Origin of the sequence: Methanolacinia petrolearia DSM 11571 (assembly GCF_000147875.1) — an archaeon.
GTDB classification, from domain to species: Archaea; Halobacteriota; Methanomicrobia; order Methanomicrobiales; family Methanomicrobiaceae; genus Methanolacinia; species Methanolacinia petrolearia.
Genome location: NC_014507.1, coordinates 85,990 through 110,203, shown reverse-complemented (window position 1 = coordinate 110,203; position 24,214 = coordinate 85,990). Strand labels below are relative to the sequence as shown.

The following is a 24,214-nucleotide window of genomic DNA, read 5'->3' as shown; positions in this document are numbered from 1 at the left end:
ATTATACTATACTATATAATAATGTGAAAAGCCTGTTTTATAATATACAACTCTTAATTTTTTAAAAAAATAGATTCCAGATGATTTCGGAAATTGAAATTTTTGTATTTAATAATTAGTCTTTTTAATTTTTAGTGAAGATATCTTCCCCTCAGCCGGATCTCCTCGACCCTTTCAAAGACATCCTTTGACTCTTCGAAGGTTTCAGCGTATCCTTCGCAGAAGGCCTTCCTCAGATCGGCATGGTCCGGTGCCGTGCTTTCGAGAGTCTGGAAGAAGACATGGAGATCGACTCCTCTTGATTCGATCTCCGACGAGATATATGAAAGCCCGAAGTCGATCAGGACGCATCTTCCATCCCGGACGATGAAGTTCGATGTAGTTAGATCGCCGTGGATGATTCCTGCAGTATGAAGCCTTCCGACGATCCTTCCGGCATCGTGAACGTGATCCCGGGTCAGGTCAAGCTTGAGCATCGGCCCGTCGATCCTTTCCATGACTATCGAATCTGCAGTGACATCCCTTATCAGGGGCGTCGGGACACCATACCTTCTTGCCTGCGATATCAGCCTCGCCTCGGCCCTCGTCCTCTCCGCGATCAGACGGGAGTCAAGCGAGGAATTCCTGTATTTCTTGGAGAGCCGGCGCTTGATCACGTCTCTCCCGGACTCTGTAACCACAGCCTCTGCCCCCCTCGCCTGCCCATTTTCGAGGAGGTTCGCCTTCGCATAAGGGAGATCGCCCGTGTCCTTCCGCCATTTAACGACAACATCGTCCGAACGATAGCCGGGATTCACAGCCGATTCTGGGATCGTTACAGTCTGACCGGCTTCGAGCATGATCTTTCCCGTAAGAGCGATCATCGCACCGTTGTCTCCGATGAACTTCCTTTCAGGAACGAAGAACTCCGCTCCCCGCTCCTCGCACATGCACCTGAGCATCTCCTGCAGGCGGGAGTTCGCACCCACTCCGCCGACAAGGAGAACCTCGTCCTTCCCTGCATGGGCGAGAGCCCTCTCAGTGACCTCGACGCACATCGCGAAAGCGGTCTCCTGGAACCCGGCGCAGATGTCCTCAAGAGGTGCATTGCAATCTTTTGCAGCCGACATCAGCCCCGAGAATGCAAGGTCCATCCCCTTGACCGTATAAGGCAGCTCCACCGGCTCGCCTTCAAGAGCAAGTTTTTCAACGAGCGGTCCACCGGGATGGGGAAGATCCCTGCTCCTCGCGAACTTGTCTATAGCATTCCCGATCCCGATATCCAGCGTCTCGCCGAAAATCCTGTACCTGGACTTCAGGAACCCGAGGACCTGGGTATTCGCACCGCTCGCGTATAGGACGATTGGGTCATCGCACCCGCACTGCCACCTTCCTATCTCGACATGGGCGACGCAATGATTGACCCCGATGAGAGGGACATCAAGCGCAAGTGCAAGCGAACGGGCGGCCGTTCCGACTGTACGGAGGCACGGCCCGAGACCCGGCCCCTGCGAGAATGCAATACCCGAGATCTTCGATAAGTCCTGACCTTCGATTGCGGCCGATATGACCTCTTTCATCACAGAAGCATGATGCTGGGCAGCTTCACGCGGGTGGATTCCTCCATGCGGCGGGCTATAAGGTTTTGAAAAGAGAGATACTAGATCATCTCCGAAAATAGCGGCACTGAGGTTCCACGCTGTTCCCTCAATCCCCAGGATCTGCCCGTTTTCAGGCATTTATCTCATTTATTTGTTAAATTCAGTATATCCGCACTTGCCGCAGGAGACACGATCCTTGTGCTCCGCCATAAAGACACCCGGTCCGCAGCGCGGGCAGTGCTTCTTTTCTGTAACGGCCTTGTCGTCTTCGACTTTGTAATAGGTATAACGCTTTACTCCCATCGTCTGCTCCTCCGTTACTTACTCTTCAGCTCCTTCTTCGGCAGCCTCAGCGGCTTCCGCAGTGAAGGTGCTGTTCTCAATTACGTGATTAAGCTCTGTCGATTTCAGTACTTCGGCATCCTGGTATACGCGTGCCTGCCCTGCAATCTCCTGCTTTCCAAACTCTGTTTTCATCGAACCGAGGACACAGAGCTCTGGGCTTACATTGCGAAGTGCGCAGAGCTTCCCGAGAATCTCTTTCCTTGAAGGTGTCGCGCCGTCGTATGTAAGGACAAAGTCGAGCTCAGTGCGGTTGAGAAGTTTGTTTTCTTCTTCTTTTATAAACTCAAAGTCCATCGATATCCCTCAAATATTGTCCGCGTATTTATTTAAAACATAGCCAAATGGATTGACCACGGTGAAGAGATCTTCAGAAGAGAAAATCCATCATCAGGGATAAAACAGAGCCTTGGAGACCAATGACCAATTGCAGGAAATATTTATCTAAACCAATATAATTTAAGAGATATTATAAATATCCTGAAGCCGACAAGGGGATGAGGCGATGCGAAGATGTACGCAAAACTAAACGATGAAAAGATTAAAAAGATCAAAGACCTCGAATCGGATCTAGGCGTCTATCTTCTTGCAGAGCAGAGATTCAAGGATCTCTCCGCTGCGGACCTGAAAACACTTCAGGACATGGAGAAGAAGATGGGTGCAGTACTCGTAGCCTACGAGGCCTGAACTTCTCTTTTTTTAGATGAAAATTTCGCACAGACTAAGGCCCTGCTGATTTTATAATTTTCAATTTTAAGTGAGTATCAGATTAAATTCAATCTATTAAGGGAGGGGGGAGAATCCCCCTCCCTATGACCCTCCCCCTCATCGCGATAAGTCGCAATCGGGGATGGACAAGCATCCCCTCTTGCTCCAAACCTTCATCCAGGCAGGGCTATCGCAATTTCGCAGGTATCTGATTGAAAGCGAAGAAACTTTGCGCCCGGGCTGCCTCTTCAGGAGCTCATGCCTATTCAAAAAAAGACTTAAAAGATTACTCACAGGAGTTATCCGCTTCAAAGAGCGAAAAAAGTTCGTCGGCAAGACGCCTTGCCTCTTCATCTACAATCTTCACGACGACACCCTCTCCGGGCTGGCCGTAAAAAACCGCAGACCCGTCGGGCACTATTTTCACAAGAGGAATAACAGCAAGGTCCTCCTCGCCGTTTACATGAACGAGCGCCGGCCTCGACTCAAGTGCAAGCAGAAGAGTGTCGATAAGTTCTCCGGTGATCATTCCCGGCGGATTTTCAACCTCGAATCTCGACGAACGAAGACGGGGCGTCCTGCTGCACGGCTCCCTCATCGTAATTCCGTCGATAACTGCAATCTCGGGGACTACATCATTTCTCACGAGATTGTAGGTGACTACATCACCAACTGCAAAAACGGGTGCGCCGCCTGAATACTCAAGCGCGGCCCTGATATCAGGGAAGAGTCTCCCGAAAGGCTCTTTAAATCTGTCCCTGTGCCGTTCGGGAAGATACCAGTTCATTTCAACGGACTCAGCGTACTTTAAGGGCGTACCTGCCGGGCATATCGATATTCATCTTCTTTGCGATCTCCGAGTTCTTCGGGTCGACTATATACAGGTAACCTGCCCAGTCCTCGCTGAGATTCGTGCTGCCGCATGTCATGCACGACTCGCCTTCGACTACATGGTGACATACGCGGCATACCCTAAGATTTTTCTTATTACGAGGAGCCATCTGCCTTTTCCGCCTCCATCTCCTCTGTAAGCCACTGACCCGTTCCGAGACCTGCCTGCCTCATTGTAAGGCCGATCTTACTCTCCCTCGGGTCTCTCTCCGAAAGACTCAGCGAGACCACACGCCCGCGAACTATATCGCCGACAGAGATCTGTCTCCGTGTCTCCTGGCAGACCAGGCGTCCGTTTTTCTCGTCATAGTTGATGAAATCATCCGATATCTGGCTTACGTGGAGCATCGCGTCGATCGGGCCGAGCGAAACGAAGGCACCGAAACTCGTCGTTTCGACGACCTCACCCTCGATGACCTCCTGCATTGCAAGGCGCAGAACGACCGCATCGAACTCGACATGGTAATATACCGCCCCGTCTCCGGGAATAATGTCGCCTTCGCCTATGTCGTGTATCTCTGTCACGGCAATGAAGATCCCGATATCCTTGTCGATACTTCCCTCAAGCTGCTGCTGGAGTTCGTCCAGAACAACGGAACTCAAATCCTCACCAAGACGGTTGGGAGGCACGCGCACCTTGTCAATGAGCTTCATTTTATAATACATCTGTTTTTCACCCGTTTTTTCAGGCTTTCTTCAGCCTCTTATTATCTCAAGTGTTTTCTGATTTCTAAGGGATATTACATCAATATTTTTATCAAGCAGTCTTTCCCTCAGTCGCCGATCGTTGGTCATCACCATACAGCCGGTCCTGTCGGCGAAATCTACTATCATATCGTCCACCGGAACGCCGCTTAAAGGGCTTTTTTCCACCAGACACCTCTTTGCAAGGGAAAGTCCGACCTTCGCCGCCGCCGCATCCCTGCCGCGGCCCTTCGAAAGCCCTTCGAGCTCCCTTACAACACCTTCGAGAGTCACAGGCTCAAAAGAGCCGACGAGCCCCCCGATCGCTGTAAATATGTCCACGCTGAACTGGACAGGCACCATCAGGCCGTTTGCATCAAGGAGGACCCTCACTCGACCAGAGTCCCCATTCCTATCAGGCGCCATCGGCCTCCGACCTGACGGCTGATTGCAATCCTCGAGCCGACTGCGACACAGACCGGCCTCTTGAGAACGACATCGACGATATCCTTCTTGACATTTACAACGACACCTACCGTAACTGCGGTTCCGACGGAGAGCATCAGAGGCTCCTTGTGCTTCAGGGGCTCGATTGTAAATTCATCGTCTGATCCGACGACCCTCTCCATAAGAGAGACCTTAAAGGCCATACGGCTCCATACCGGGGGCATCTTTCCGACAAGCCCGGCAACCTGGCCTGCAAGAGCGTCGCTCTTGGTAAGTGCGGGATCGAGTTTTGTGCCGACACCGAGGAGACCGCCCGGAGTTGCCTCTGTAACCCTGTTTTTGCCCGCATTGATCGATGTAACCTTTGTCATGATCGGGTCCCAACGGACCTGGTTTTCGGCCTCGACCTTCATACCCGGGCGGATCTCTATATCGTCGCCCTCTTTGAGGACACCTTGTGTGAGTGAACCACCGATAACGCCGCCTTTGACGTCACGCCAGCTGCATCCCGGTTTGTTGATGTCGAACGATCTTGCGATAAGCATTATGGGATCGTCGTCAGGGTCTCTCTCGGGGACCGGTATGTACTCGTCGAGTGCCTGGATCAGTGCACCGATATTGATACCTTTCTGTGCAGAAACAGGAACCACCGGGGCGTTCTCGGCGATAGTTCCCTTTACAAATTTCTTAATCTCCTTGTAGTGAGCAAGCGCCTGTTCCTGGGAAACCACATCAATCTTGTTCTGCACTATAACGATATTCTCGATTCCGACAAGCTCAAGCGCCATCAGGTGCTCCTTTGTCTGGGGCTGCGGGCATTTCTCGTTTGCGGCGATTACAAGCATCGCCCCGTCCATAAGTGCCGAACCCGAGAGCATGGTCGCCATAAGCGTCTCATGGCCCGGTGCATCTACGAAAGAAACCGTCCTGAAAGGTTCGCACTCGCTGCCGCATTCGGGGCATATGCTCTCCGTGGTAAATGCATCAGCACCCTTGCACTTCGGACACCTGTAAAAGGTTGCGTCCGCGTATCCGAGCCTGATCGAGATTCCGCGTTTAATTTCCTCACTGTGCCTGTCTGTCCACTGGCCGGTAAGACCTGAGACCAAAGTGGTCTTCCCGTGGTCTACGTGGCCTACAAGACCGATATTTACTCCTGGTATTAATGGATCGCTCACTACTATCCTAACCTCCCTTATATATGTAAGACCCGGATACTTATACGTACTCTGTCACGGACACCAGATCATTATAAATGTTTTCGGTATTTGGTATCCTAAAACGGCCTGATCCTCAATATACTCCCCTTTTTTAAAGATTCGATCGAGAATGTAACTTAAATTAACCAGGGAAAGCAATACGAAGATAGCGAAGGCCCATATCGATGGCAACGTGCTCCCATGCAAGATCTGGCGATTTAAACCTCCTCGACAGGGGAAGCGTCCTGCATCTCACCGTATAGCACCGGACAATATCGGCATAGTCGCTTCGCATGAAATTGTCCTTTTCCTCCGGGGGAAAGAGACAATAGATGTATTTGCTCGTGACCGCAACCATACCCGCCATCCCCAGCATGCATGCCGTATGGACATCGCTGAGCGAAAATGAGGTTCCCGACGGGTGGTTATGCATGAATATCTTTCCGGACAGCCTGAAGAGATCCGCCTGCCAGATAAATATCCTGTTCCTCTCCCCCGAAGTATTCCTTTCAATAATATTTCCCGAAGCATCGAAGACGACCGAATGTTCGACAGGCAGACATGATATCGATCTTGCAGTCTCCAGGAAGTCGTCCCTGACACCGATATTGTCAGGTATATTGATCTTCCTTATTTCAACACTCCCGGTCGTAAGTTTAGCACCCCATATTAAAATTATTTTTACTTACATAAACTTTAATTTAATTATCCGGATCAAAAAAGCATGATAAAAATATCATGAGACAGGATTGAAACTGCATATCAAGTAAGAAACACTTTTAATAAAAGACACAAACAGTAATACATCCTAACATTGCAGAAAGGAAAAGGTGAAATGAAAATGACGCATGAATCCGATCTATCAAGGATAGGCATATCGCTTCCGAAGAACCTTCTCGACAAATTTGATACAATCCTGGAATACAGGGGATATTCATCAAGATCAGAAGGTATCAGGGACGCAATCAGGAGTTATATCACATACTACCAGTGGATGTCCGATGTTGAGGGTGAGAGACAGGGTGTCATAACGATGGTCTACGACCATGAACAGAGAGGACTCCTGCAGGTGCTGACCGAGATCCAGCACGAACATCTTGATATTATCCAGTCATCGCTTCATGCGCATGTTACACATGACAAGTGCCTTGAAATAATACTTGTCAGGGGAGATGCCGGGAAGATCAAAAAGATTGCAGAGAGCCTCATGGCCCAGAAGGGAGTGGATTCGGTAAAACTGACCACAATCCCTATAGAAGAATAATTTTTTTATCCCGCTCCTACACCGGTGACATCGTCGAAAGCATCCCGGATGTCTTCGTTGGTCAGCTTTTTTTCAGCTTTAAAGCGTTCTATTCCTTTTTCTTCGCCTCTCTCCCGCTTCTCTGTCACCGAATCTACGATAATGAGCTGATCCGCCCGGTAATACATACCTGTCGAATCGATAAGGACGAACTCTCTTCCGTCGATGATCTTCGAACCTGTTGCCTTGCCTGAAGTTCCGGTCCGCGGATATCTCACCAATGAACCGGGAGCTATAGTTGCATTTTCCATTAACAGTCTGTTAAGTGCATCTAAAATATAAAGTTGGTTTTCCAAACATCACATAGAGATGTTCACCCATATCGACCCCATCAGGATAAACAGGATAAAGAAGGAGTACTTCGACGGAACGCACAGAGTGACGGCCCCGGAAAAAACACTTGAAAAGATTAAACCGCTTATGCCCGAGATCGGTGTTGTCGAGGTTGAAGATATAACTGGACTCGACAGGCTCGGCATCCCCGTATACTCTGCATCGAGGCCGGGAGCCAAACCGGGTGCTACAAGGATGCATGCAGGCAAAGGGACCCGTCCCGTCCATGCCGAAGTTTCGGCCATGATGGAGGCGATCGAGAGGTACAGCGCAGAGTACAGGGGAGAGAGCATGATCCATGAAAGCTTCGATGGCATGGGGCCTGCAACTGCTGTCGACCCGGCCGACCTCATACTCCCCCGTCCGCTTGAAAGCGGTGAAAAGCTGCACTGGACTCCGTCATGGGATATGATGAACGAAGAGGAGATTTACGTCCCCAGCAATGCGGTATTCCACCCGTATGATCCGGTAGGCATGGCACAGCAGCTGTTCAGGAGCGATACGAACGGCCTTGCGAGCGGAAACGTTATCGAGGAGGCAATCCTCCATGCGATCTTCGAGGTCATTGAAAGAGATGCCCTGAGCGATGCGGAGAATGCAAGATCGATGGGCAAAAAGATTATTGTAGACAAGGAAGGCCCGGCAAAGGAGCTCCTCGATATATTCGAAGACAACGGAGTTAAGATCCACCTGTGGCTGATCGATGCAAAGACCGGCGTTCCCACGGTTGCGGCAGGAGGGGACGACACCCTTACGAAAGACCCTTCTCTCCTTGTAATGGGATCGGGCACTCATCTCAACCCGGAGATCGCCGTCCTGAGGGCGCTAACTGAGGTTGCACAGAGCAGGGGAAGCTCGCTTAAAGGAGGACGTGAAGACCCGAAACGCCGGATGCTCATAGAAAAGGCAGGCTATGAGAGGCTCAAGAGAATTAACAGGATGTGGTTTACCGATGAGGCCGAGAGTATAAAACTCTCGGAGATTCCGGACAAGAGCACGGAATATATCGACGAAGACCTTAAAGTCACCCTTGAAGAGCTGGAAGGGCATGCAGAAAGAGTCTGTGTGTGCGATCTCTCGAAGACCCCCGTTCCTGTCGTAAGGGTAGTCATTCCAGGCCTTGAAGTCTCATATATGGACAAGACGAGAGTCAGAAGAAGACATTGATATAAACGATTTTTTTCTTTTTCAATTATATTGCCGGGATTATGAGAAAGAAAGTGGAATATTCCACTTACCTTTAACCCTGCCACGCCGGTCATCGATTCTTAACTTTCTTCCCGGCCGGGGCAACCGAAGAACTACCCCCACCGATTCCTATGACGACCTTCGGTCACCTCATTCGATAATGAAAAGAGAGAACTTGCACAAGAGTTGCCAGCTTAAGAACTGAAATTTAAAAATTCGAAAAAAAAAAGATTTTAGTTGATCGTGAGACCGTTCATCACGGCATCTTCGGATACGCTGAAGGTCTCGCCCGTCTCGACTATCGTGTAGTCGCCAAGAGGCATTACGTCCCCGTTTGCACCGGTGGTCGAATACGGAACTATAAACCGGCCGTCGACACTCTCCTGCATATACGAAAACTGCCTGCCTGTGCCTGTCTCAAGATCGATTTTAATCGTCCCTTCCCCGTTGATTACAGCTCCCGGGACATACTCGAAGACCTTGACATACTTAAGATCCTGATTGTTTGCCTCAAGAATGTTTGTCGGGGATTCATGGATAAGACGATAATGCTGAAGTGCAGGCACCTTCCCATCAGGTACAAGGACATTCCAGCTCAGTATTTCAGCCGCTTTGCCGGTTCCGGCGTTCGCCGCATTGAACTCTTCAGCTTTGGCTTCGGCCTCGTTGAAACCAAGCATTGTAGCTGCCGAGAGAATGGGATACGGAGAACCATACGCCGCTCCGTCAACGTACTCGATATATACCACCTGGGAAGGATCAACCATCGAACCGTCAAAGTTGTGCAGACGTGAAATCATCGTATTGTAATATTCAGGCGTATAGAACGTAACGACGCTATAAGAATTATCGCTATTGATATTGAGGAAATGCTCGAGATATGGTGCCGACTGAACCTCGGGATCATACCATGTCGACATCGCCCAGAATTTTCCGTCACCTGAATCCATCTCTGCATCCGTAATAACGTACCGGGTGTTGAGATTGTCGAGTATCGCATTCGATTCTTCCTCTGACTGCTGGATGAAATATGCAGCAGCACCGTTGGAACCTGCTACACCCTCCTGGAACGGGTTGGCATTCGGCGGCCTTTCCGAGATGAAGGTTATCCAGTGGCCGTAATCCCACCACGACATCACACCATAGGATTCCGGCGGATTGGTATAATCAGCCCTGTCGTAGATTGCGTAATAATCTATCCCTGTCTCCGGAGAGTTTTCCCCGAACCATTCCAGCGCCTCTTTCCAGTCATAGGTCATTCCTCCGTAGTTCTTCATCACTTCAGAGGTATTGATGTCTACAGGAACCATCACGTAGGCAAATGCTGCGATGAAAACAACCACGGCAGCAAACGGGATGATCTTTCCTGAATTGACAGGCTTCTTTTTAGGGAGTGCTTTTGGCTGGTTCTTACCTTTGCCCTTCTTTTTGCTCTCCTCCTGGGGTGGAGCCTGCTGTTCGGATTTTAATCCGGAGAGGATCTTTTCAATCTCCGACCAGCCATAACTCAGGGTGCATGCAGTAAGGATTCCCGTGAGAATTGCAATATTAACACCAAGATAATATTCATAGCGTACCTGGATTGTTGTCGAGTAAATTATCAAAAGCGACCATACGAGTATGAAGATGAAGGTCTCCTTCTTCTCTTTTAGATACAGGAACACCGAAGCAAAGAGCCCAAGGATCATAAGAATAATACCGACATTGAACGAACTCCACGCTTTATCAAGGCTCCAGTTCTGCGCTTCCTCTATCGTGGTCAGTTGGGCGGAATAACCGAAGAACCCTGCCAGGCCAGATAAGAATGTTCCGTAAAAATCCGGCATTGCAACGATCATAAATGCAATTGCAACTACCCCGAATGCAATAACAGAACCGAGATAATAATGCCAGGGCTTCTCATTCAGTGCTCTCCTTAATCCGTAAAGAACCAGAGTGCCGACAATAAGAGCAAGATAGGCATAAACATGGCCCATGGAATATCTTATCATTGAAGTGCCGGAATGGTGCAATCCGAGAACCAGGAGACCGGCAATTGCAACGAGGAATGTTACGGTATTGGCAAGAACAAGGTACTCCGAGGATACGTTCCTGTAACTGTTTATTATGAACATCAGTCCTGTGAATATTGCAACAAGCAGGGCGAAGAGCGCCATGGTCGGCATGACATAAAGACCAAGAGTATAGGCGATTCCGGAACCGACTGCTATGAGAGCTGGAATCTTAAGTGATTCCTTATCCCTAAAGTCTACCGGATGTTTATTCACATAAACCAGATATGCAATATAAGCCAGGCAGAACAGGGTGCTGAAGAATACCTCCGCAATGTGGTGATCTACAAATGCAAAAAGCGACCTGTAAAAATATTGTCCACCTACAAAAGAGACTATAAAGGCCGCAGCAAGCCCGGCCTTCCAGTTATACACCCTCTCTGCAACAAAGTAAGTTACCGGAACCATCGCAGCCGCCATGAGAGGAGGAAGGAAGGACGACACATACATTATCTCGGGCCTTGTAGATGCACCTGCAAGAATGCACATAACCGAGGCAATCATCGGAAACAGTGGTCCCCAGAAATTATCCGTACCGTACGGGTAATAGGTCATAGGGTCAAACCACGGATACTGGAGGGAATTGCTCACCATCACTTCGATCTCGCGGAGATTGTACCACGGGTCGTTTCCGAGGAGATCCACCCCCGCAGACGATACCAGCCCTTCCGCAGGAATCATTCTCATCCAGAACGCGAAATAGGCAAAAACGATAATTAAAATTAATACTATCAGATTTCGTTTATTCAAAGAAGACTGGAAGTCCATATTATCTCCTGCCTAAGAATTATCTCAAGCAAAGGCTATTATATTATTGTCTTAAGGAAGATACCATTAATAAAATAAAGTTCAGAAGATATAATCCCCAATACAATAATTATCAGAAGAACAAAAATATACATAACGATGTGCGGAATTGCAGGACTATTCAATATTTCAGGAAAACCGGCCGATGAAAAATGCCTGAGATCGATGTCGGAAGTTCTTACGCACAGGGGCCCTGACGATTCCGGCTTTTTTATTGAAGATGAGATAGGCCTTGCCCACCGCCGTCTTTCCATTATCGATCTGTCAAAAGAAGGCAGACAGCCAATGACAAACGAGGATGATTCCCTCTGGCTGATATTCAATGGAGAAATCTATAATTATCCGGATATAAAGACAGAATTGACCAGCCTTGGACACATTTTCAAATCAGAAACTGATAGCGAGGTCATCATTCATAGTTATGAGGAATGGGGGCCCGACTGCCTTTCAAAGTTTAACGGCATGTGGGCGTTTGCCATTTGGGACGGAAATAAAAAGGAACTCTTCTGCGCACGCGACAGGTTAGGGATTAAGCCATTTTATTATGCGATAAAGGATGACAACTTCATTTTTGCATCTGAAATAAAGGCTTTGCGCTGCTACCAGGGTGTAGGCAAAGAACCGAACGAAAAACAGCTTATAAATTTCCTGAAATGGGGCCTTTCGGATCACACCAACGAAACGATGTTTGATGGGATTTTTCAGCTCCCTGCAGGCCATTATATGCAGATCCGGGCAGGTTGCCAGCCCGAAGCATTCTGTTACTGGCACACGGAAAAGAGCAATGAAATAATATCCGATCACAAGACCGACACGGAAGATTCAAAACAGCTTTTGGAACTCCTGAAAGATTCTGTGAAGATACATCTTCGAAGCGATGTCCCTACCGGCACATGTCTCAGCGGCGGTCTGGATTCGTCCACGATCACTGCCCTGATTAACAGGCTGCTTAAGGAGAACTGCCCCGGTGCTCCAAAACAGAAAACTTTTTCTGCTGTTTTTGAGGAAAAAAAATTTGACGAGAGCGAGTACGTCAAAATAGTCACTGATTTTCTAAAAGTTGACGCATATTACACCAGGCCCAATCCCGAGGATTTATGGGAGGATCTCGGCCATCTCATCTATTCGAACGACGAACCGTTCATGCAGCTTACGCTTTACTCCCAGTACTGCGTTATGAGGGATCTCTCAAAGCAGGTTAAGGTTGTCCTTGACGGGCAAGGTGCAGATGAGATATTCGCCGGCTATCTCGCATATATATACTGCCATATCTCAAGCCTGTTACATGGAAAACATTTCTTAACAGCCGCTTCGGAATCCCTTGGTGTTCTGAGGCGTCACTCGGGTTTTCTCTTTTATGCCGTCAGGCAGTATTTTGTCCGCAAACAGAGGCGGGATCTCATAAAGGGATTTGAGGAGCCGCTGGTTCGTTACCAGGGAAACCTGAACGAATCGCTGATGACCGATTTAACAAGTACGAACCTTCCTTATCTGCTACACTGGGAGGACAGGGTGTCGATGGCCTTCTCCGTCGAAGCGAGAGTCCCGTTTCTTGACTACAGGGTCGTGAATTTTGCAAACAGCCTTCCTGCGGATAAAAAAATCAGAAAAGGGGTTACAAAATTCATCTTCAGAAAATCCATCAAAGACCTGGTTCCCGAATCGATCCGGTGCAGAATGGACAAGAAAGGCTTTTCCACGCCCGAAGAAGTCTGGATGCAGGGAAGCCTTAAGGATCATATCCTCGAAGTCCTTGGGTCCGAGTCATTTTCATCGAGAAAGTACTGGGACTCCAAAATGGTAACCGCCGATTACAACGACTTTATTGCAGGTAAAAAGCAGTATTCATCCGAGATCTGGAGGATTGTATGCACCGAACTCTGGCTAAGGATCTTCTTCCCCTAAAAAACGGTTTAAACAGATGTACTCTCCCAGGTTCTCATGTCCTTTCTGATATTAAGCAGACCCAGTAACAGGTATATCTGGTTTATAATAAACGAAGAGATAAAAGAAGACTTTTTTGCATAAACAAACAGCAGCAACAGAACCAGAAGAAGTGTAGCGGCTATTGCGTTAAAAATAAACAACGATATGAAGAACAGCACGGTGCCAAGAAGGAACAGAAACGGCGACGTAACATACATCATTATCCTCACCGGGTAAAATCTCCGGGAAAAGATCCTCTTTTCTCCCAAGAGGTCGAGATTCGACAATGTAGCCTCTATGAGCCTCTTCGCTCTCCGAACCTTCTGTTTATACTGTTTGTGGATATTGGGGGGGATTTTTTCGTATATTACCGCATCCATGACATATGCCGCACGGTAACCCTTCCTTATCGCTTCAAATGCCGTATTCGCGTCATCGGCCCCTTTGTTCTCCTTTATAGAACCGATAATATCCTTTTTAAATGCAACGAGAGATCCGTTGAAATTATACGTGGAATCGTTCGCACTCTCCCAGTCGCACATCCGGCCGTAGAAACCCCTGTAGACACTCTCCATTCCTCCGGTTCTCTCTTTTGCAGACTTGGCAAATGGTTTCGTTTCGGCACATACCGCTGCAATCCGGTCATCTGATAAAAGCCGTGAGATCAGGACCCTGAGTGCATCCTTCTCAAAAAATTTGTTCGCATCGGTTGTAACCACGATATTGTTTTCGGCTATTCCAAGAGCAAAGTTATATGATCTGTTCGTTCCTTTCCTGGAATCGTTTGAAAATATCCTGTAATTAACTCCTAAATCCGCCAGTTTGGATTCGGCAAGCTTTTTCGTATTGTCGGAAGAATTGTCGTCAATGAATATAAGCTCGAATTTTTCCAGGGAGTAGCCCCCTTCGATCAGGTTTTCAAGCCTTTCCGCGATGATCTTTTCTTCGTTGTAGGCAGATATGATCACACTGACGGGCGGATATTGATCTTCATTTAAAACTGTTACCGGGAGTGTTTTTTTCCCGAATTTTATTCCGAGAAGATAGTATAGATAAGGGAATCCTGAAATTAACAATAATACGATAGATATTATAAAAATAAACATAATCCTTACCTAATTTTTCTTATTATAATATTTCAATTTTTAGCCCTGCTCCTCACAAGCGGTTTTGAAAGGTGCCTGCGTGCAACCGGCGGAACCTCGTACCAGCCAAGTGGAAGCTCCCTTTCAATATGTACTATCTCGGCTTCACCGGACTTCTCACCGCATCTCCTGCACTTGTAGCCCTTCCCTGTACCGGCGCTCGTCATTCTCTTTCCGCAGGAGCAGACGGGAGGTTTCGCAAATGTCTTCTCCGCAAGGGATATTACCTCAATCTTTTCGAGGTTGATGCTTCCGCCCTTAAAACTCCCGCAGACAGTGACTTCATCCCCAGGAATGAGTTTACGGACGACATCCCTGAATTCCTTCGTCGGTTCGTAGGCCATACAGCGGACAGATATTCCCGGTTCATCGGATAATAAGAACGATACATGCCCTCCTTCACCGGTCGAAGGGGAGGAGGAAACATTTCCCCTGATCCGGTATGATCGATCTTCCTTTATGTCCGCGATCCGTGCGTCCAGCAGGTGTGCATCCGTCCCCTGGTTTGTCCTGTAAAGCGCGGTGATGAACGGCTCTTCGGATTTGATATATGACACCGCTTTCTTTACCCATTCCGGGGACTCGCCCCTGATCCCGTAGAGAACGGGATCGGGCGTGTGAGGGACGCAGACGACGACATTATTTCCGAAGTCGACCGAGTCCCAGGTATGCGGATACGTCTTCTCTTCGGCAAGGAAGATACTCCCGCGATCGACGATCCTCTCTCCTTTCTCTTCGTGGTGCCTGTATGCAAGCAGTTCGTATGTAGAGTCATCGAAAGAGGCTGAGAGTGCCGCAGCTGCACCTATGAGACCCCTCCCGTTCTTCCATCCCTTGTATACGGCACCGTTTTCATCGAGGAATTCGGCAGCCTCTTCTATCGTGAGAAAATCCGTTACCGCTTTTGTGTAAAACCATGACGGGAGAGGTGATTCGGCCATAGCGACACCGGGATTCGTTCTTTCGCAGGAGAGATCCGCAAGCTCGTCCACTAGGCTGCAGGCAAGATCGAAGCCCTTCTCGCCTGCATTGGTTTCGATGCATACCGCCGCATTGCCCCTCGTCTTGTAGCGTGCATTGGGGTTGAGTCTTGCAAGGGTCATGGAATCAACCGAATAGCCTTCTTCACGAAGTTTTCCTGCAAAGACCGCACCAAGATATGTTGTGCACATTCCTGCCGGAGAGTCGGTATCGTCTATTCCAATAAGCATCTAAAACCTGCCGGATTCACCCGGCCATGTCACCATCCAAAGTTCTTTTTCTATAAATGGAAAAGGTACAAATTTAATATAGATCACTTAAACATAAGAAGATTAATTGTAAACTGAAGGTATCATGTCCCAGGAAAGACTCGTGCAGACTGTAATCAGCGTGCTGATAATGGCGGGCTACAACGTATCGGAGAGGTGCGGAATAAGGCCCAGGAGCTTCGACATTATCGCGCGAAAGGATGCAAAGCTGCTTGTCATAAAGGTCGTTCCCCACATCGACAGCGTGGGCGAGGAGAGTGCACACGATCTTGCGCTCATCGCTCATCACCTTGATGCGACGCCGATTATAGTGGGGGAGCGGGCCAGGGACTCTGAGCTCGAGAGGGGTGCGGTGTATATCCGGCACGGGATCGTCGCTACGAACTCGAAGACTCTCTATGATTTTCTCGTGGATGAAGTCCCTCCGCTCGTGTTCGCACAGCCCGGCGGGCTTTACGTCAATATCAACGGCGGAAAACTAAGGGATCTGCGCGAAAGCCGGAATCTTTCGCTCGGGGACCTTGCCTCCTCGCTCGGCGTATCGAGAAGAACCATATCCAAGTACGAGAGCGGGATGAGCACGACACTCGATATCGCGATCCGCCTCGAAGAGCTTTTCGACGCAGCTATCGTCGAAGCCATAGACATACTGAAAAAATCCTCCGATCTGGCGAAAAAATCGGAGCAAAAGGAGCACGAAGACAATTTCCCCCCGGATTTCAGGAGAATCGGGATCGAGACGCATACCATGTGCAGGGCCCCCTTCGACGCGCTCGCGGTCTACGAGAAGAAGACCATACTCACCGGGTACGGAACCGCCCAGAAGACGATCAGGCACGCCGGTCTAATCGGCAATATATCCGAGATAACCGAATCGCGGGCGGTATGTGTCCTGACGGACTACAAGAAGAAAAAACGCATCGGGAAAACACTTATTATCGGCGAGGACATGCTCTCAGATCTTACTCAGGGGTCCGAGTTCATCGAGCTGATCGAAGATCAATAATCTTTATATAGAACTACTAACCACATTTTTAAGACATAATATAGGAGTTACTAATATGGCAGCAAATCTTGGAGGACAGCCTATCTTTATCCTTAAGGAAGGCAGCCAGCGTACACGCGGCCGCGACGCCCAGAGCGGGAACATCGCAGCTGCTAAAGCTGTTGCAAGTGCAGTAAGAACAACACTCGGACCAAAGGGCATGGACAAGATGCTCGTCGACACCATCGGTGACGTGGTAATCACGAACGACGGTGTGACCATCCTCAAAGAGATGGACATCGAGCACCCGGCCGCAAAGATGATGGTCGAGGTCGCAAAGACCCAGGACGACGAGGTAGGAGACGGAACCACAACCGCAGTCGTTGTTGCAGGCGAACTGCTCAAGAGAGCAGAGGAGCTTCTCGACCAGGACGTTCACCCCACGGTCATCGCACACGGGTACAGGCTCGCAGCAGACAAGGCACAGGAACTCATCAAGGAACTCGCAATCGATGTCAAGCCAACCGACAAGAAGATGCTTACAAAGATTGCAGACACCGCAATGACAGGCAAGGGAGCAGAGGCCGCAAAGGACAAGCTCACCGAGCTCGTCGTCAAGGCAATCACGATGATCGCCGATGAGGACGGAACCGTCGACACCGATTTCGTAAAAGTCGAGAAGAAGGTCGGCGGCACAATCGAGGACTCGGAGATTATCGAGGGAGTCGTAATCGACAAGGAGCGTGTCCACCCCGGCATGCCGAAGAAGATCGAAAACGCAAAGATCCTTCTCCTCAATGCACCGGTCGAGTTCAAGAAGACTGAAGTCGACGCAGAGATCTCGATTACATCGCCCGACCAGCTTCAGATGTTCCTCGACGAGGAAGAGAAGATGATCAAGACGATCGTAGAGAAGATCGTCAAATCAGGCGCAAACGTTCTCGTCTGCCAGAAGGGAATCGACGACATCGCACAGCACTACCTCGCAAAGGCAGGAGTCCTTGCAGTACGCCGTGTCAAGAAGTCGGACCTGACAAAGCTCTCACGCGCAACAGGCGCAACCGTCATCTCATCGATCGATGCAATCGATGCAGCAGAACTCGGTAAGGCAGGACTTGTCGAGGAGAAGAAGGTCGGCGGCGAAGAGATGATCTTCGTTACAGAGTGCGACAACCCGAAGGCATGCACACTTATCGTCCGCGGCGGAACGGAACACGTTGTAGATGAGCTGGACCGTGCACTCGAGGACGCACTCCGTGTAGTCGGCGTTGCAGTAGAGGACAAGAAGTTCGTTGCAGGCGGCGGATCACCCGAGGTAGAACTCTCGCTCAGGCTCCGTGAATTTGCGGCATCACAGGAAGGCCGTTCACAGCTTGCAATCGAGGCATTCGCGAACGCACTTGAGATCATCCCGAGGACACTTGCAGAGAACGCAGGTCTCGACCCGATCGACATGCTCGTCGAACTCCGCTCGGAGCACGAGAACGGAAAGAAAACAGCCGGTCTCAATGTATTCGAGGCAAAGGCAGTCGATATGCTCAAGGCAGGCGTAGTCGAACCCATGCGTGTAAAGACCCAGGCAATTGCATCGGCCGCAGAGGCCGCAGTCATGATCCTCAGGATCGACGATGTCATCGCTGCATCCAAGATGGGCGGCGGCGCACCAGGCCCCGAGGATATGGAAGGCATGGGCGGTATGGGTGGAATGGGCGGCATGCCCCCCATGATGTAAAAAGCGCGATAAAATTCAACTAAATATTCATCTTTTTTCTCCAAACATTTACTGCATCCAAAAAATTAACCTCCAAATAGCCCCGATCGATTATTTTTGCCTTCCTGAGAATCAAATAAAAAACGCAATTATTATGCCAACCCGGGAAGAAGAATTGTAATACATATTGGTCGGGCACTAATGAGTATCAAAAACAAATTTTCTGAAAAGTTGTCTTTTTTGCAGCTTTTATTGATAATATGCATATTGATAGTCATTCCTATATCACTGGGCCTGGCATATGACAGCTACAAATCCGTATCCGAAGAATATAACTCCAATTTTGATCTCCTCAAAAACAACACTGAACAGAGTATAATCGAGACATTAATAGTAGTCGACAAGGGCCTGACGGTCTATGACGAAGGACTCGACGATCTGATGAAGAAAGGGTTCGAACCCTTCCTCAGTGCCTATGACGAATCGGAAGGGGATCTTTCGCAGGTAGATCTCGAAGCGATAAGGGAAGGGCTCGGTGAAGACTACAACCTGTACGTCATAGATGAAACCCATACAATAACTTATACCACAATGGCTACGGATCTCGGCCTCAACTTCTCTTACCTTGAAGACTTTTCAGGATTTCTCGATAACGTCCGCGAGGGTTATTCCTATGTTGGAGATCGGGTGGTTAAGGGAATACGCGAGGAGAAAACCATAAGAAAATACGCCTACTATCCCACCCCGGACCATAGATATGTGCTTGAGCTTTCCTATGATATCGATGAGGACGGCCCCAGAAAATTCCTGCAATACAGCAGGACCATCGAAGAGCTTAAAGGGATGAACCCCTATCTCACGTCCGTAAAACTGTACGATATATTCGGATACACAATCGGTGAGCCCGACGAACCGGATAAAGAGCTAAGAAAATTCATAATAAACAATGTTATCGGAGAAAAAAAGAGCGTCACTCTCGAAGACTCGGCAAAAGGGACATTTACCGATTACAGGCTGGTTAATCTCTACGAAGACGGGATCGGATCCGATACCAGCCTTGCAATCGCATTCACATATGATGAAAACCTGCTTGAAGACAACATAGCGTCGGCCTGGTATTCTGACCTCCTGAACATAGCAGGACTGAGTATTCTGCTTATCCTGATATTGAGCATATTCTGCATTGCCATATCGAGGCCGTTAAAATATCTTGTCGATGACGTTGACAAAATCGCATCGGGCGACCTCGATCACCAGATTCGCACAGGCAGGGGCGGAAAGGAGTTTGCGCACCTTGAGGCAAGCATCTCCAATATGGTAGAGCGTCTTAAGAAGACCATAAGCAAAGTCAGGGAGTCCGAAGAGCTCATAAAGAGACAGAATGACGAGCTCGAGACCATTGTCGCCTCAAGGACGAAAGAGGCGCTTGAAAAGAGCAATGAAGCAAACTTCTACCTTGATATAATCACGCACGACATAAACAACTCCAATATGGCAGCACTCGGTTATGCCGAGATAATGCTGGATCTCTCAAAGGAAGAGGACAGGAGTATAGTGAAGATGCTGATCAGCGCAATTCACCAGAATACCGATATAATCAGGAATATCTCGCTGATGAGGGCAATGAAGAACGGTGAAAAGGATGCCAGCCTTTCGCCGGTGAATCTCGATAATATAATCAGGCACGCCATCTCCCTCTTCCCGCTAAAAGTGGCCTACGAAGGCACCGGCCTGAAGGTTATGGCCGACAAACTGCTCGAGGAGGTGTTTACAAACATCCTCGGAAACAGCATAAGGCATGCAGGATCCGATTGCGAAGTTCGGATCTCTGTCACGGAGTCAGGCGATGACGTAAGGATCTGCATTGCAGACAACGGGCCTGGAATTCCTGACGACAGGAAGGAGGAATGCTTCAACAGGTATACGAAGAACCTTTCGGGAAGGACGGCAAACGGCAACGGAGTCGGGCTTTTCATTGTAAAGACACTTGTAACCGAAAGATACGGGGGAAGTGTCGAGGCACTCGATACAGTCGAAGGGCATCCCGAAAAAGGGCTTATGATCTGCGTAACCCTCAGGAAGGCATAACGCAATATTTGAAACGAACAATAAGAATATATATTAAAATTGCCCTTTCTGATTATATTCGACGGGGAATGAATGGCAAGGAGAGATTTTTCATTTTATTACCGCCTGCTGACCTTTATTATCATTCTTACGGTCCCTCTGATATCCGGGCTGTTTTACCTGAGCGTGATCGATGTCTCCAACGACTATAAGGAAAAATACGCTTTTTTACAGGAAAATACTGAAGAAAACATAATTAATGCCGTTAAAACCGTCGACCAGGGCTTAGCGATATACGACATGGGCCTCGATGAAGAGATGAAGAGATCATTTGCAATATTTCTCGGGGCTTACAACGAATCCGGCGGCAGCCCGGGAGATATGGATCTCGAATCCCTTAAAGAAGAACTCGGCGAAAGGTACGATCTCTACATAATTGACGGGAAAAACGTTATTGCATATACGACAAACGAGATCGACCTGGGGCTGGATTTTTCTAATTCCGGCAGTTTCACCGAATTCCTTGATCAAACCAGAAACGGGGATTCTTTTGTCGGCGACAGGATCTCAAAGGGAGTCAGGGATATTGAAAACATCCGGAAATATGCATATTACCCGACGCCCGACCACAAATACATCCTCGAACTGTCTTACGCAATAAAAAAGGAGGATGCAAGGTTCCTGCTCAGGTACGGGAATACGGTAGATCAACTGAGGCCTTTAAACCCTTATCTTGAATCGATCGACCTCTACGAGGTCCTCGGAAACCTGATCGGGGACAGCAGTGAGACCGAACCGGAGATGAAGGCCCTGGTAAAGGAGGAGGTGATCGGGAAGAAATCCGATTACGTCATCAGGGATGACGAGGCAGGTACAGCCACCGTAATCAGGTATGTCGATCTTTCCAGGCCGGAGAGCGGTGCGGATATGAGCCTTGCTATAGCGTTCATCTACGATGAAAAGATGCTCAATGACGAGATCAACTCCGTCGTATTGTTTCAGCTCGGGATCTATGCGATCTTTGTTGCGCTCTTCTTCACACTTCTGATCGTCCTTACGAAGACGTTTACAAAACCGATACGTGATATTGTCGAAGACGTCGATGCCATCGCAGGAGGTGATTACGATCACGAGATTCGTTCTTCCGGTGTCAGGGAGTTCTCGCAGCTTGAAGAGAGCATCTCCAACATGGTCGAAAAGATTGTCGGGGCACTAGATGAAAAGACCGTCCTGCTCCATGAACTGCACCACAGGGTCAAGAACAATCTCCAGATCATATCAGGCATCATCCAGCTTCAGTCAGGGAGTGTCGGGGACACGGCTGCAAAAGAAGCCCTTTTAATGTGCGAAAACAGGATCAGGGCAATTGCCTCAGTGCACGAATCGCTCTACAGGGCGGATGACATCTCGTCGGTCAACTCAAAAGAGCACTTTACATCCCTTGCCTTCAATATCATCCAGTCCCTCTGCGATTACGAAGATTGCAGGGTAAACCTTGAGCTCGACATCGAAAACCACAGGCTCCCGATAGATCTCGTAATACCGTTAAGCCTTGTCATCAATGAAATCCTCTCCAACTCAGTCAAATACGCCTTTGCCGGGAGGGAGAGCGGAACAATTGGTATCAGGTTCAGGCTGAGAGATGGACGTATTCTTCTTGACGTATGGGACGACGGGATCGGCCTTCCGGAGGACTATGAAAAACACAGGCAGGGGTCGCTCGGGCTGACTATTGTCAAGAGGCTTATCAGGGACCAGCTGAAAGGAACGATGACCGTGAACACGGAAAGGGGAACGTGGTATTCCTTTGATATTCCCGGGGATATCTAAAACCGGTACTCCTCGAGAATATTCCTGAGATTTTTCGCCATATCCGAGAGTTCGGCGGTTCCCATCCCGATCTCTTCAATTGATGCGGAAACGTCCTCACTGAGGGAGGCGACCTGGATGATCCTCTCCATGTTCTCCCTGTTCATTCCGGTAGTCTGCTCCATAGAGCCCATGACCGATGCGGTGGCGTTCGACTGCATCTCCGATGCCTTCGCGATCTCGATCACACCTACAGAGGCCTCGTTTGCAAGGTTTACTATGCCGTTCAAGGACTCAATCGTCTTTTCGACACTCGCAATCGCCTCCGAAATCTCATTGTAGGAGGTCTCCATCGATCTTGTCGTAACGTCGCTTTCGCTCTTTATCTCATCGATAAGACCGGAAATCCTTGCTGCTGCAGTCTTGGATTCGCCCGCCAGATTCTTGACCTCCTGTGCGACCACCGCAAATCCCCTGCCGTGCTCGCCGGCACGTGCAGCCTCTATCGCCGCATTCAGCGCGAGCATATTCGTCTGGCTCGAAATATCGGATATCAGCTTGACTATGTCGTTAATCTCAAGCATCCTGGTGTTCAGCCTGCCGATGTTCTCAACACATTCCTGAGAAAGCCTCTCGACCGCATTCATCCTCGCATCGGCCTCGCTGCCGAGATTTTTCGCCTCATCCCCGGTGGCGATGACCCTTTGAGCCACATCTCTGACCTCCGCCGCATTGGAAGCGATCTCCTCCACCGAGGCAGAAAGGTCCTCGATCTCGCGGCCCACCCTTTCGACGGCTTCAAGCTGCTTTTCGGAATTTTCGGCGGACTCGCGATTTTTGATCGCGACCTTTTCGGTTGCTCCGGCAACATCGTTCACGTTCTCCGAAGTTCCGCGGACATACTCCTCGAGAACCCGGACCGATTCCCGGATTTCAGACAGCGATTCGCCGATCTCGGCTCCGGTCCCGTTCAGTGCGGCCTTGAGGCCGGCAAAATCACCGCCGACGATGATCTGCTCGCTGAAACGCCTGGAAAAGTCCTTTTTTGCGAAGGCGTTTGCGATCCTTACCGTCTCGCGAACAGGGAATACAACGGCATCAAGAGTTTCGTTGAAGCCCCCTATCACTGTGGCAAACCCGCCCCTGAACTTTGACGCATCGGCCCTGTAGGAGAGGTTTCCGTTTATACCCGCCTCAGACAGCCGGGCGGATTCGTCGATCATGGAATCTATCGCCTCTTTGGCAAGTTTCAGCTGATCGTTTATCTTCAGGAAGTTTGCCCGTAGTTCTTCAGTCTGATCGCCGGCAGGCGGGACCTCCAGGTCGAAGCCGGTATTGCCTTCCGCAAGCAGGGAGAGATTGGATACTGTCTTCGAGATGAACTTCGACATGTACTTGTTGCGGGAGATTATCTTAGATTTGTCAATATATACGCCAAAGATATACTCTATATCCCCTTTACCGTCCTTCACCGGGGTGAACCTGACGTCGGCGTATTTAAGCCCTGAAGGAAGTTCCATATCCTCAAACAAGCGGACCCCGCTTCTCTTTTCAAGGCAGGCTGAAAATCCTTCTCCTCCATGATTTACAGTCCTGAATTCGGATACATGCATTCCCCCGAGGCGATCATCGCCATACCCGGAGAAATCTATGAAGGCCCGGTTAAAATCGACTATTCTACCGCCCGTATCAAAAATAACCATCGGAAGAGGATTTTCATACAGCAGCTGGAGCGTATATTCCTGATTATTGAAAGATTCCCTGACCATTATACCCATATCCCGTAAC

23 protein-coding genes are annotated in these 24,214 nt (G+C 49.1%); 9 read left to right on the top strand and 14 right to left on the bottom strand.

Annotation, left to right across the window (positions count from 1 at the left end; translation table 11 throughout):
• Window positions 1-131: 131 nt before the first annotated feature.
• Genes MPET_RS00490 through MPET_RS00480 form a run of 3 tightly spaced genes read right to left on the bottom strand, consistent with a single transcriptional unit; the run spans window position 132 to window position 2,219 of the window.
• Window positions 132-1,718 carry a bifunctional N(6)-L-threonylcarbamoyladenine synthase/serine/threonine protein kinase gene (locus tag MPET_RS00490; RefSeq protein ID WP_013328057.1) on the bottom strand — a complete coding sequence of 529 codons (1,587 nt, stop codon included), beginning with the start codon at window positions 1,716-1,718 and terminating at the stop codon, window positions 132-134.
• A 9-nt stretch (window positions 1,719-1,727) separates the two neighbouring features.
• Window positions 1,728-1,883 (bottom strand): 30S ribosomal protein S27ae, encoded by a 156-nt coding sequence (locus MPET_RS00485; protein ID WP_013328056.1) that lies wholly within the window; start codon window positions 1,881-1,883, stop codon window positions 1,728-1,730.
• 18 nt (window positions 1,884-1,901) lie between these two features.
• A complete protein-coding gene (locus MPET_RS00480) occupies window positions 1,902-2,219 on the bottom strand; it encodes a 30S ribosomal protein S24e (RefSeq protein ID WP_013328055.1) in 318 nt (105 codons plus the stop codon).
• Window positions 2,220-2,435: 216 nt separating this feature from the next.
• Between MPET_RS00480 and MPET_RS15210 the strand changes: the two genes are divergently transcribed.
• Window positions 2,436-2,609: a hypothetical protein gene (locus MPET_RS15210; RefSeq protein WP_013328054.1), complete on the top strand. Its 174-nt coding sequence runs from the start codon at window positions 2,436-2,438 to the stop codon at window positions 2,607-2,609.
• Between the two features lie 307 nt (window positions 2,610-2,916).
• Here the strand turns inward: MPET_RS15210 and MPET_RS00475 are convergent, their stop codons facing one another.
• From MPET_RS00475 to MPET_RS00450, 6 genes are all read right to left on the bottom strand, one after another.
• Window positions 2,917-3,417 carry a GTP-dependent dephospho-CoA kinase family protein gene (locus MPET_RS00475; RefSeq protein ID WP_013328053.1) on the bottom strand — a complete coding sequence of 167 codons (501 nt, stop codon included), beginning with the start codon at window positions 3,415-3,417 and terminating at the stop codon, window positions 2,917-2,919.
• 10 nt (window positions 3,418-3,427) lie between these two features.
• Complete coding sequence (spt4, locus tag MPET_RS00470; RefSeq protein WP_013328052.1) at window positions 3,428-3,631, bottom strand: transcription elongation factor subunit Spt4; 204 nt, start codon at window positions 3,629-3,631, stop codon at window positions 3,428-3,430.
• Window positions 3,618-4,187, bottom strand: a complete 570-nt coding sequence (locus MPET_RS00465) for a DNA-directed RNA polymerase (protein ID WP_013328051.1) — start codon at window positions 4,185-4,187, stop codon at window positions 3,618-3,620. Before MPET_RS00465 ends, spt4 begins: the two co-directional genes overlap by 14 nt.
• A gap of 30 nt (window positions 4,188-4,217) precedes the next feature.
• Window positions 4,218-4,598, bottom strand: coding sequence for a type II toxin-antitoxin system VapC family toxin (locus MPET_RS00460; RefSeq protein ID WP_225353831.1), 381 nt, complete (start codon window positions 4,596-4,598; stop codon window positions 4,218-4,220).
• The gene (locus tag MPET_RS00455) at window positions 4,595-5,830 is read right to left on the bottom strand and encodes a translation initiation factor IF-2 subunit gamma (protein WP_013328049.1); all 1,236 of its coding nucleotides are present in this window, start codon (window positions 5,828-5,830) and stop codon (window positions 4,595-4,597) included. Before MPET_RS00455 ends, MPET_RS00460 begins: the two co-directional genes overlap by 4 nt.
• Before the next feature lie 163 nt (window positions 5,831-5,993).
• On the bottom strand, window positions 5,994-6,284 hold the full coding sequence (locus MPET_RS00450; RefSeq protein ID WP_048130431.1) for a hypothetical protein: 291 nt from the start codon (window positions 6,282-6,284) through the stop codon (window positions 5,994-5,996).
• Between MPET_RS00450 and MPET_RS00445 the strand changes: the two genes are divergently transcribed.
• Window positions 6,283-6,579, top strand: coding sequence for a hypothetical protein (locus MPET_RS00445; RefSeq protein ID WP_048130429.1), 297 nt, complete (start codon window positions 6,283-6,285; stop codon window positions 6,577-6,579). The two genes, MPET_RS00450 and MPET_RS00445, sit on opposite strands and share 2 nt — an antisense overlap.
• A gap of 113 nt (window positions 6,580-6,692) precedes the next feature.
• Window positions 6,693-7,115, top strand: a complete 423-nt coding sequence (nikR, locus tag MPET_RS00440) for a nickel-responsive transcriptional regulator NikR (protein WP_048130908.1) — start codon at window positions 6,693-6,695, stop codon at window positions 7,113-7,115.
• Window positions 7,116-7,120: 5 nt separating this feature from the next.
• Here the strand turns inward: nikR and MPET_RS00435 are convergent, their stop codons facing one another.
• Window positions 7,121-7,405 carry a DUF2098 domain-containing protein gene (locus MPET_RS00435; RefSeq protein WP_013328046.1) on the bottom strand — a complete coding sequence of 95 codons (285 nt, stop codon included), beginning with the start codon at window positions 7,403-7,405 and terminating at the stop codon, window positions 7,121-7,123.
• A 58-nt stretch (window positions 7,406-7,463) separates the two neighbouring features.
• Between MPET_RS00435 and MPET_RS00430 the strand changes: the two genes are divergently transcribed.
• Window positions 7,464-8,654, top strand: coding sequence for a YcaO-related McrA-glycine thioamidation protein (locus tag MPET_RS00430; protein WP_013328045.1), 1,191 nt, complete (start codon window positions 7,464-7,466; stop codon window positions 8,652-8,654).
• 254 nt (window positions 8,655-8,908) lie between these two features.
• Here the strand turns inward: MPET_RS00430 and MPET_RS00425 are convergent, their stop codons facing one another.
• Window positions 8,909-11,494: an oligosaccharyl transferase, archaeosortase A system-associated gene (locus MPET_RS00425; protein WP_013328044.1), complete on the bottom strand. Its 2,586-nt coding sequence runs from the start codon at window positions 11,492-11,494 to the stop codon at window positions 8,909-8,911.
• Between the two features lie 138 nt (window positions 11,495-11,632).
• Between MPET_RS00425 and asnB the strand changes: the two genes are divergently transcribed.
• Complete coding sequence (gene asnB / locus MPET_RS00420) at window positions 11,633-13,438, top strand: asparagine synthase (glutamine-hydrolyzing) (protein WP_013328043.1); 1,806 nt, start codon at window positions 11,633-11,635, stop codon at window positions 13,436-13,438.
• An 8-nt stretch (window positions 13,439-13,446) separates the two neighbouring features.
• Here asnB and MPET_RS00415 read toward each other — a convergent pair whose 3' ends face one another.
• Window positions 13,447-14,427: a glycosyltransferase gene (locus tag MPET_RS00415; RefSeq protein ID WP_263640441.1), complete on the bottom strand. Its 981-nt coding sequence runs from the start codon at window positions 14,425-14,427 to the stop codon at window positions 13,447-13,449.
• A gap of 170 nt (window positions 14,428-14,597) precedes the next feature.
• On the bottom strand, window positions 14,598-15,815 hold the full coding sequence (locus tag MPET_RS00410; protein ID WP_013328041.1) for a tRNA(Ile)(2)-agmatinylcytidine synthase: 1,218 nt from the start codon (window positions 15,813-15,815) through the stop codon (window positions 14,598-14,600).
• Between the two features lie 124 nt (window positions 15,816-15,939).
• On the opposite strand from MPET_RS00410, the gene MPET_RS00405 reads away from it, so the two are divergent.
• The 4 genes from MPET_RS00405 (at window position 15,940) to MPET_RS14280 (ending at window position 22,447) form a co-directional block, all read left to right on the top strand.
• Window positions 15,940-16,860: a transcriptional regulator gene (locus tag MPET_RS00405; RefSeq protein ID WP_013328040.1), complete on the top strand. Its 921-nt coding sequence runs from the start codon at window positions 15,940-15,942 to the stop codon at window positions 16,858-16,860.
• A gap of 55 nt (window positions 16,861-16,915) precedes the next feature.
• The gene (gene thsA / locus MPET_RS00400) at window positions 16,916-18,571 is read left to right on the top strand and encodes a thermosome subunit alpha (protein ID WP_013328039.1); all 1,656 of its coding nucleotides are present in this window, start codon (window positions 16,916-16,918) and stop codon (window positions 18,569-18,571) included.
• Between the two features lie 210 nt (window positions 18,572-18,781).
• Window positions 18,782-20,638 (top strand): HAMP domain-containing sensor histidine kinase, encoded by a 1,857-nt coding sequence (locus MPET_RS14285; protein WP_187287566.1) that lies wholly within the window; start codon window positions 18,782-18,784, stop codon window positions 20,636-20,638.
• Between the two features lie 72 nt (window positions 20,639-20,710).
• Window positions 20,711-22,447, top strand: a complete 1,737-nt coding sequence (locus tag MPET_RS14280; RefSeq protein WP_013328037.1) for a sensor histidine kinase — start codon at window positions 20,711-20,713, stop codon at window positions 22,445-22,447.
• On the opposite strand, the gene MPET_RS00385 is transcribed toward MPET_RS14280, so the two are convergent.
• Window positions 22,444-24,195, bottom strand: coding sequence for a methyl-accepting chemotaxis protein (locus MPET_RS00385; protein ID WP_013328036.1), 1,752 nt, complete (start codon window positions 24,193-24,195; stop codon window positions 22,444-22,446). The genes MPET_RS14280 and MPET_RS00385 overlap by 4 nt on opposite strands.
• Between the last annotated feature and the right edge of the window lie 19 nt (window positions 24,196-24,214).

Excerpts from the sequence above, each read along its gene's own strand:
- MPET_RS00490 (WP_013328057.1), bottom strand. The coding sequence starts at position 1,718 with ATGCCTGAAAACGGGCAGATCCTGGGGATTGAGGGAACAGCGTGGAAC.
- MPET_RS00485 (WP_013328056.1), bottom strand. The coding sequence starts at position 1,883 with ATGGGAGTAAAGCGTTATACCTATTACAAAGTCGAAGACGACAAGGCC.
- MPET_RS00480 (WP_013328055.1), bottom strand. The coding sequence starts at position 2,219 with ATGGACTTTGAGTTTATAAAAGAAGAAGAAAACAAACTTCTCAACCGC.
- MPET_RS15210 (WP_013328054.1), top strand. The coding sequence starts at position 2,436 with ATGTACGCAAAACTAAACGATGAAAAGATTAAAAAGATCAAAGACCTC.
- MPET_RS00475 (WP_013328053.1), bottom strand. The coding sequence starts at position 3,417 with ATGAACTGGTATCTTCCCGAACGGCACAGGGACAGATTTAAAGAGCCT.
- spt4 (WP_013328052.1), bottom strand. The coding sequence starts at position 3,631 with ATGGCTCCTCGTAATAAGAAAAATCTTAGGGTATGCCGCGTATGTCAC.
- MPET_RS00465 (WP_013328051.1), bottom strand. The coding sequence starts at position 4,187 with ATGTATTATAAAATGAAGCTCATTGACAAGGTGCGCGTGCCTCCCAAC.
- MPET_RS00445 (WP_048130429.1), top strand. The coding sequence starts at position 6,283 with ATGAATATCTTTCCGGACAGCCTGAAGAGATCCGCCTGCCAGATAAAT.
- MPET_RS00450 (WP_048130431.1), bottom strand. The coding sequence starts at position 6,284 with ATGCATAACCACCCGTCGGGAACCTCATTTTCGCTCAGCGATGTCCAT.
- nikR (WP_048130908.1), top strand. The coding sequence starts at position 6,693 with ATGACGCATGAATCCGATCTATCAAGGATAGGCATATCGCTTCCGAAG.
- MPET_RS00435 (WP_013328046.1), bottom strand. The coding sequence starts at position 7,405 with ATGGAAAATGCAACTATAGCTCCCGGTTCATTGGTGAGATATCCGCGG.
- MPET_RS00430 (WP_013328045.1), top strand. The coding sequence starts at position 7,464 with ATGTTCACCCATATCGACCCCATCAGGATAAACAGGATAAAGAAGGAG.
- MPET_RS00425 (WP_013328044.1), bottom strand. The coding sequence starts at position 11,494 with ATGGACTTCCAGTCTTCTTTGAATAAACGAAATCTGATAGTATTAATT.
- asnB (WP_013328043.1), top strand. The coding sequence starts at position 11,633 with ATGTGCGGAATTGCAGGACTATTCAATATTTCAGGAAAACCGGCCGAT.
- MPET_RS00410 (WP_013328041.1), bottom strand. The coding sequence starts at position 15,815 with ATGCTTATTGGAATAGACGATACCGACTCTCCGGCAGGAATGTGCACA.
- MPET_RS00405 (WP_013328040.1), top strand. The coding sequence starts at position 15,940 with ATGTCCCAGGAAAGACTCGTGCAGACTGTAATCAGCGTGCTGATAATG.
- thsA (WP_013328039.1), top strand. The coding sequence starts at position 16,916 with ATGGCAGCAAATCTTGGAGGACAGCCTATCTTTATCCTTAAGGAAGGC.
- MPET_RS14280 (WP_013328037.1), top strand. The coding sequence starts at position 20,711 with ATGGCAAGGAGAGATTTTTCATTTTATTACCGCCTGCTGACCTTTATT.
- MPET_RS00385 (WP_013328036.1), bottom strand. The coding sequence starts at position 24,195 with ATGGTCAGGGAATCTTTCAATAATCAGGAATATACGCTCCAGCTGCTG.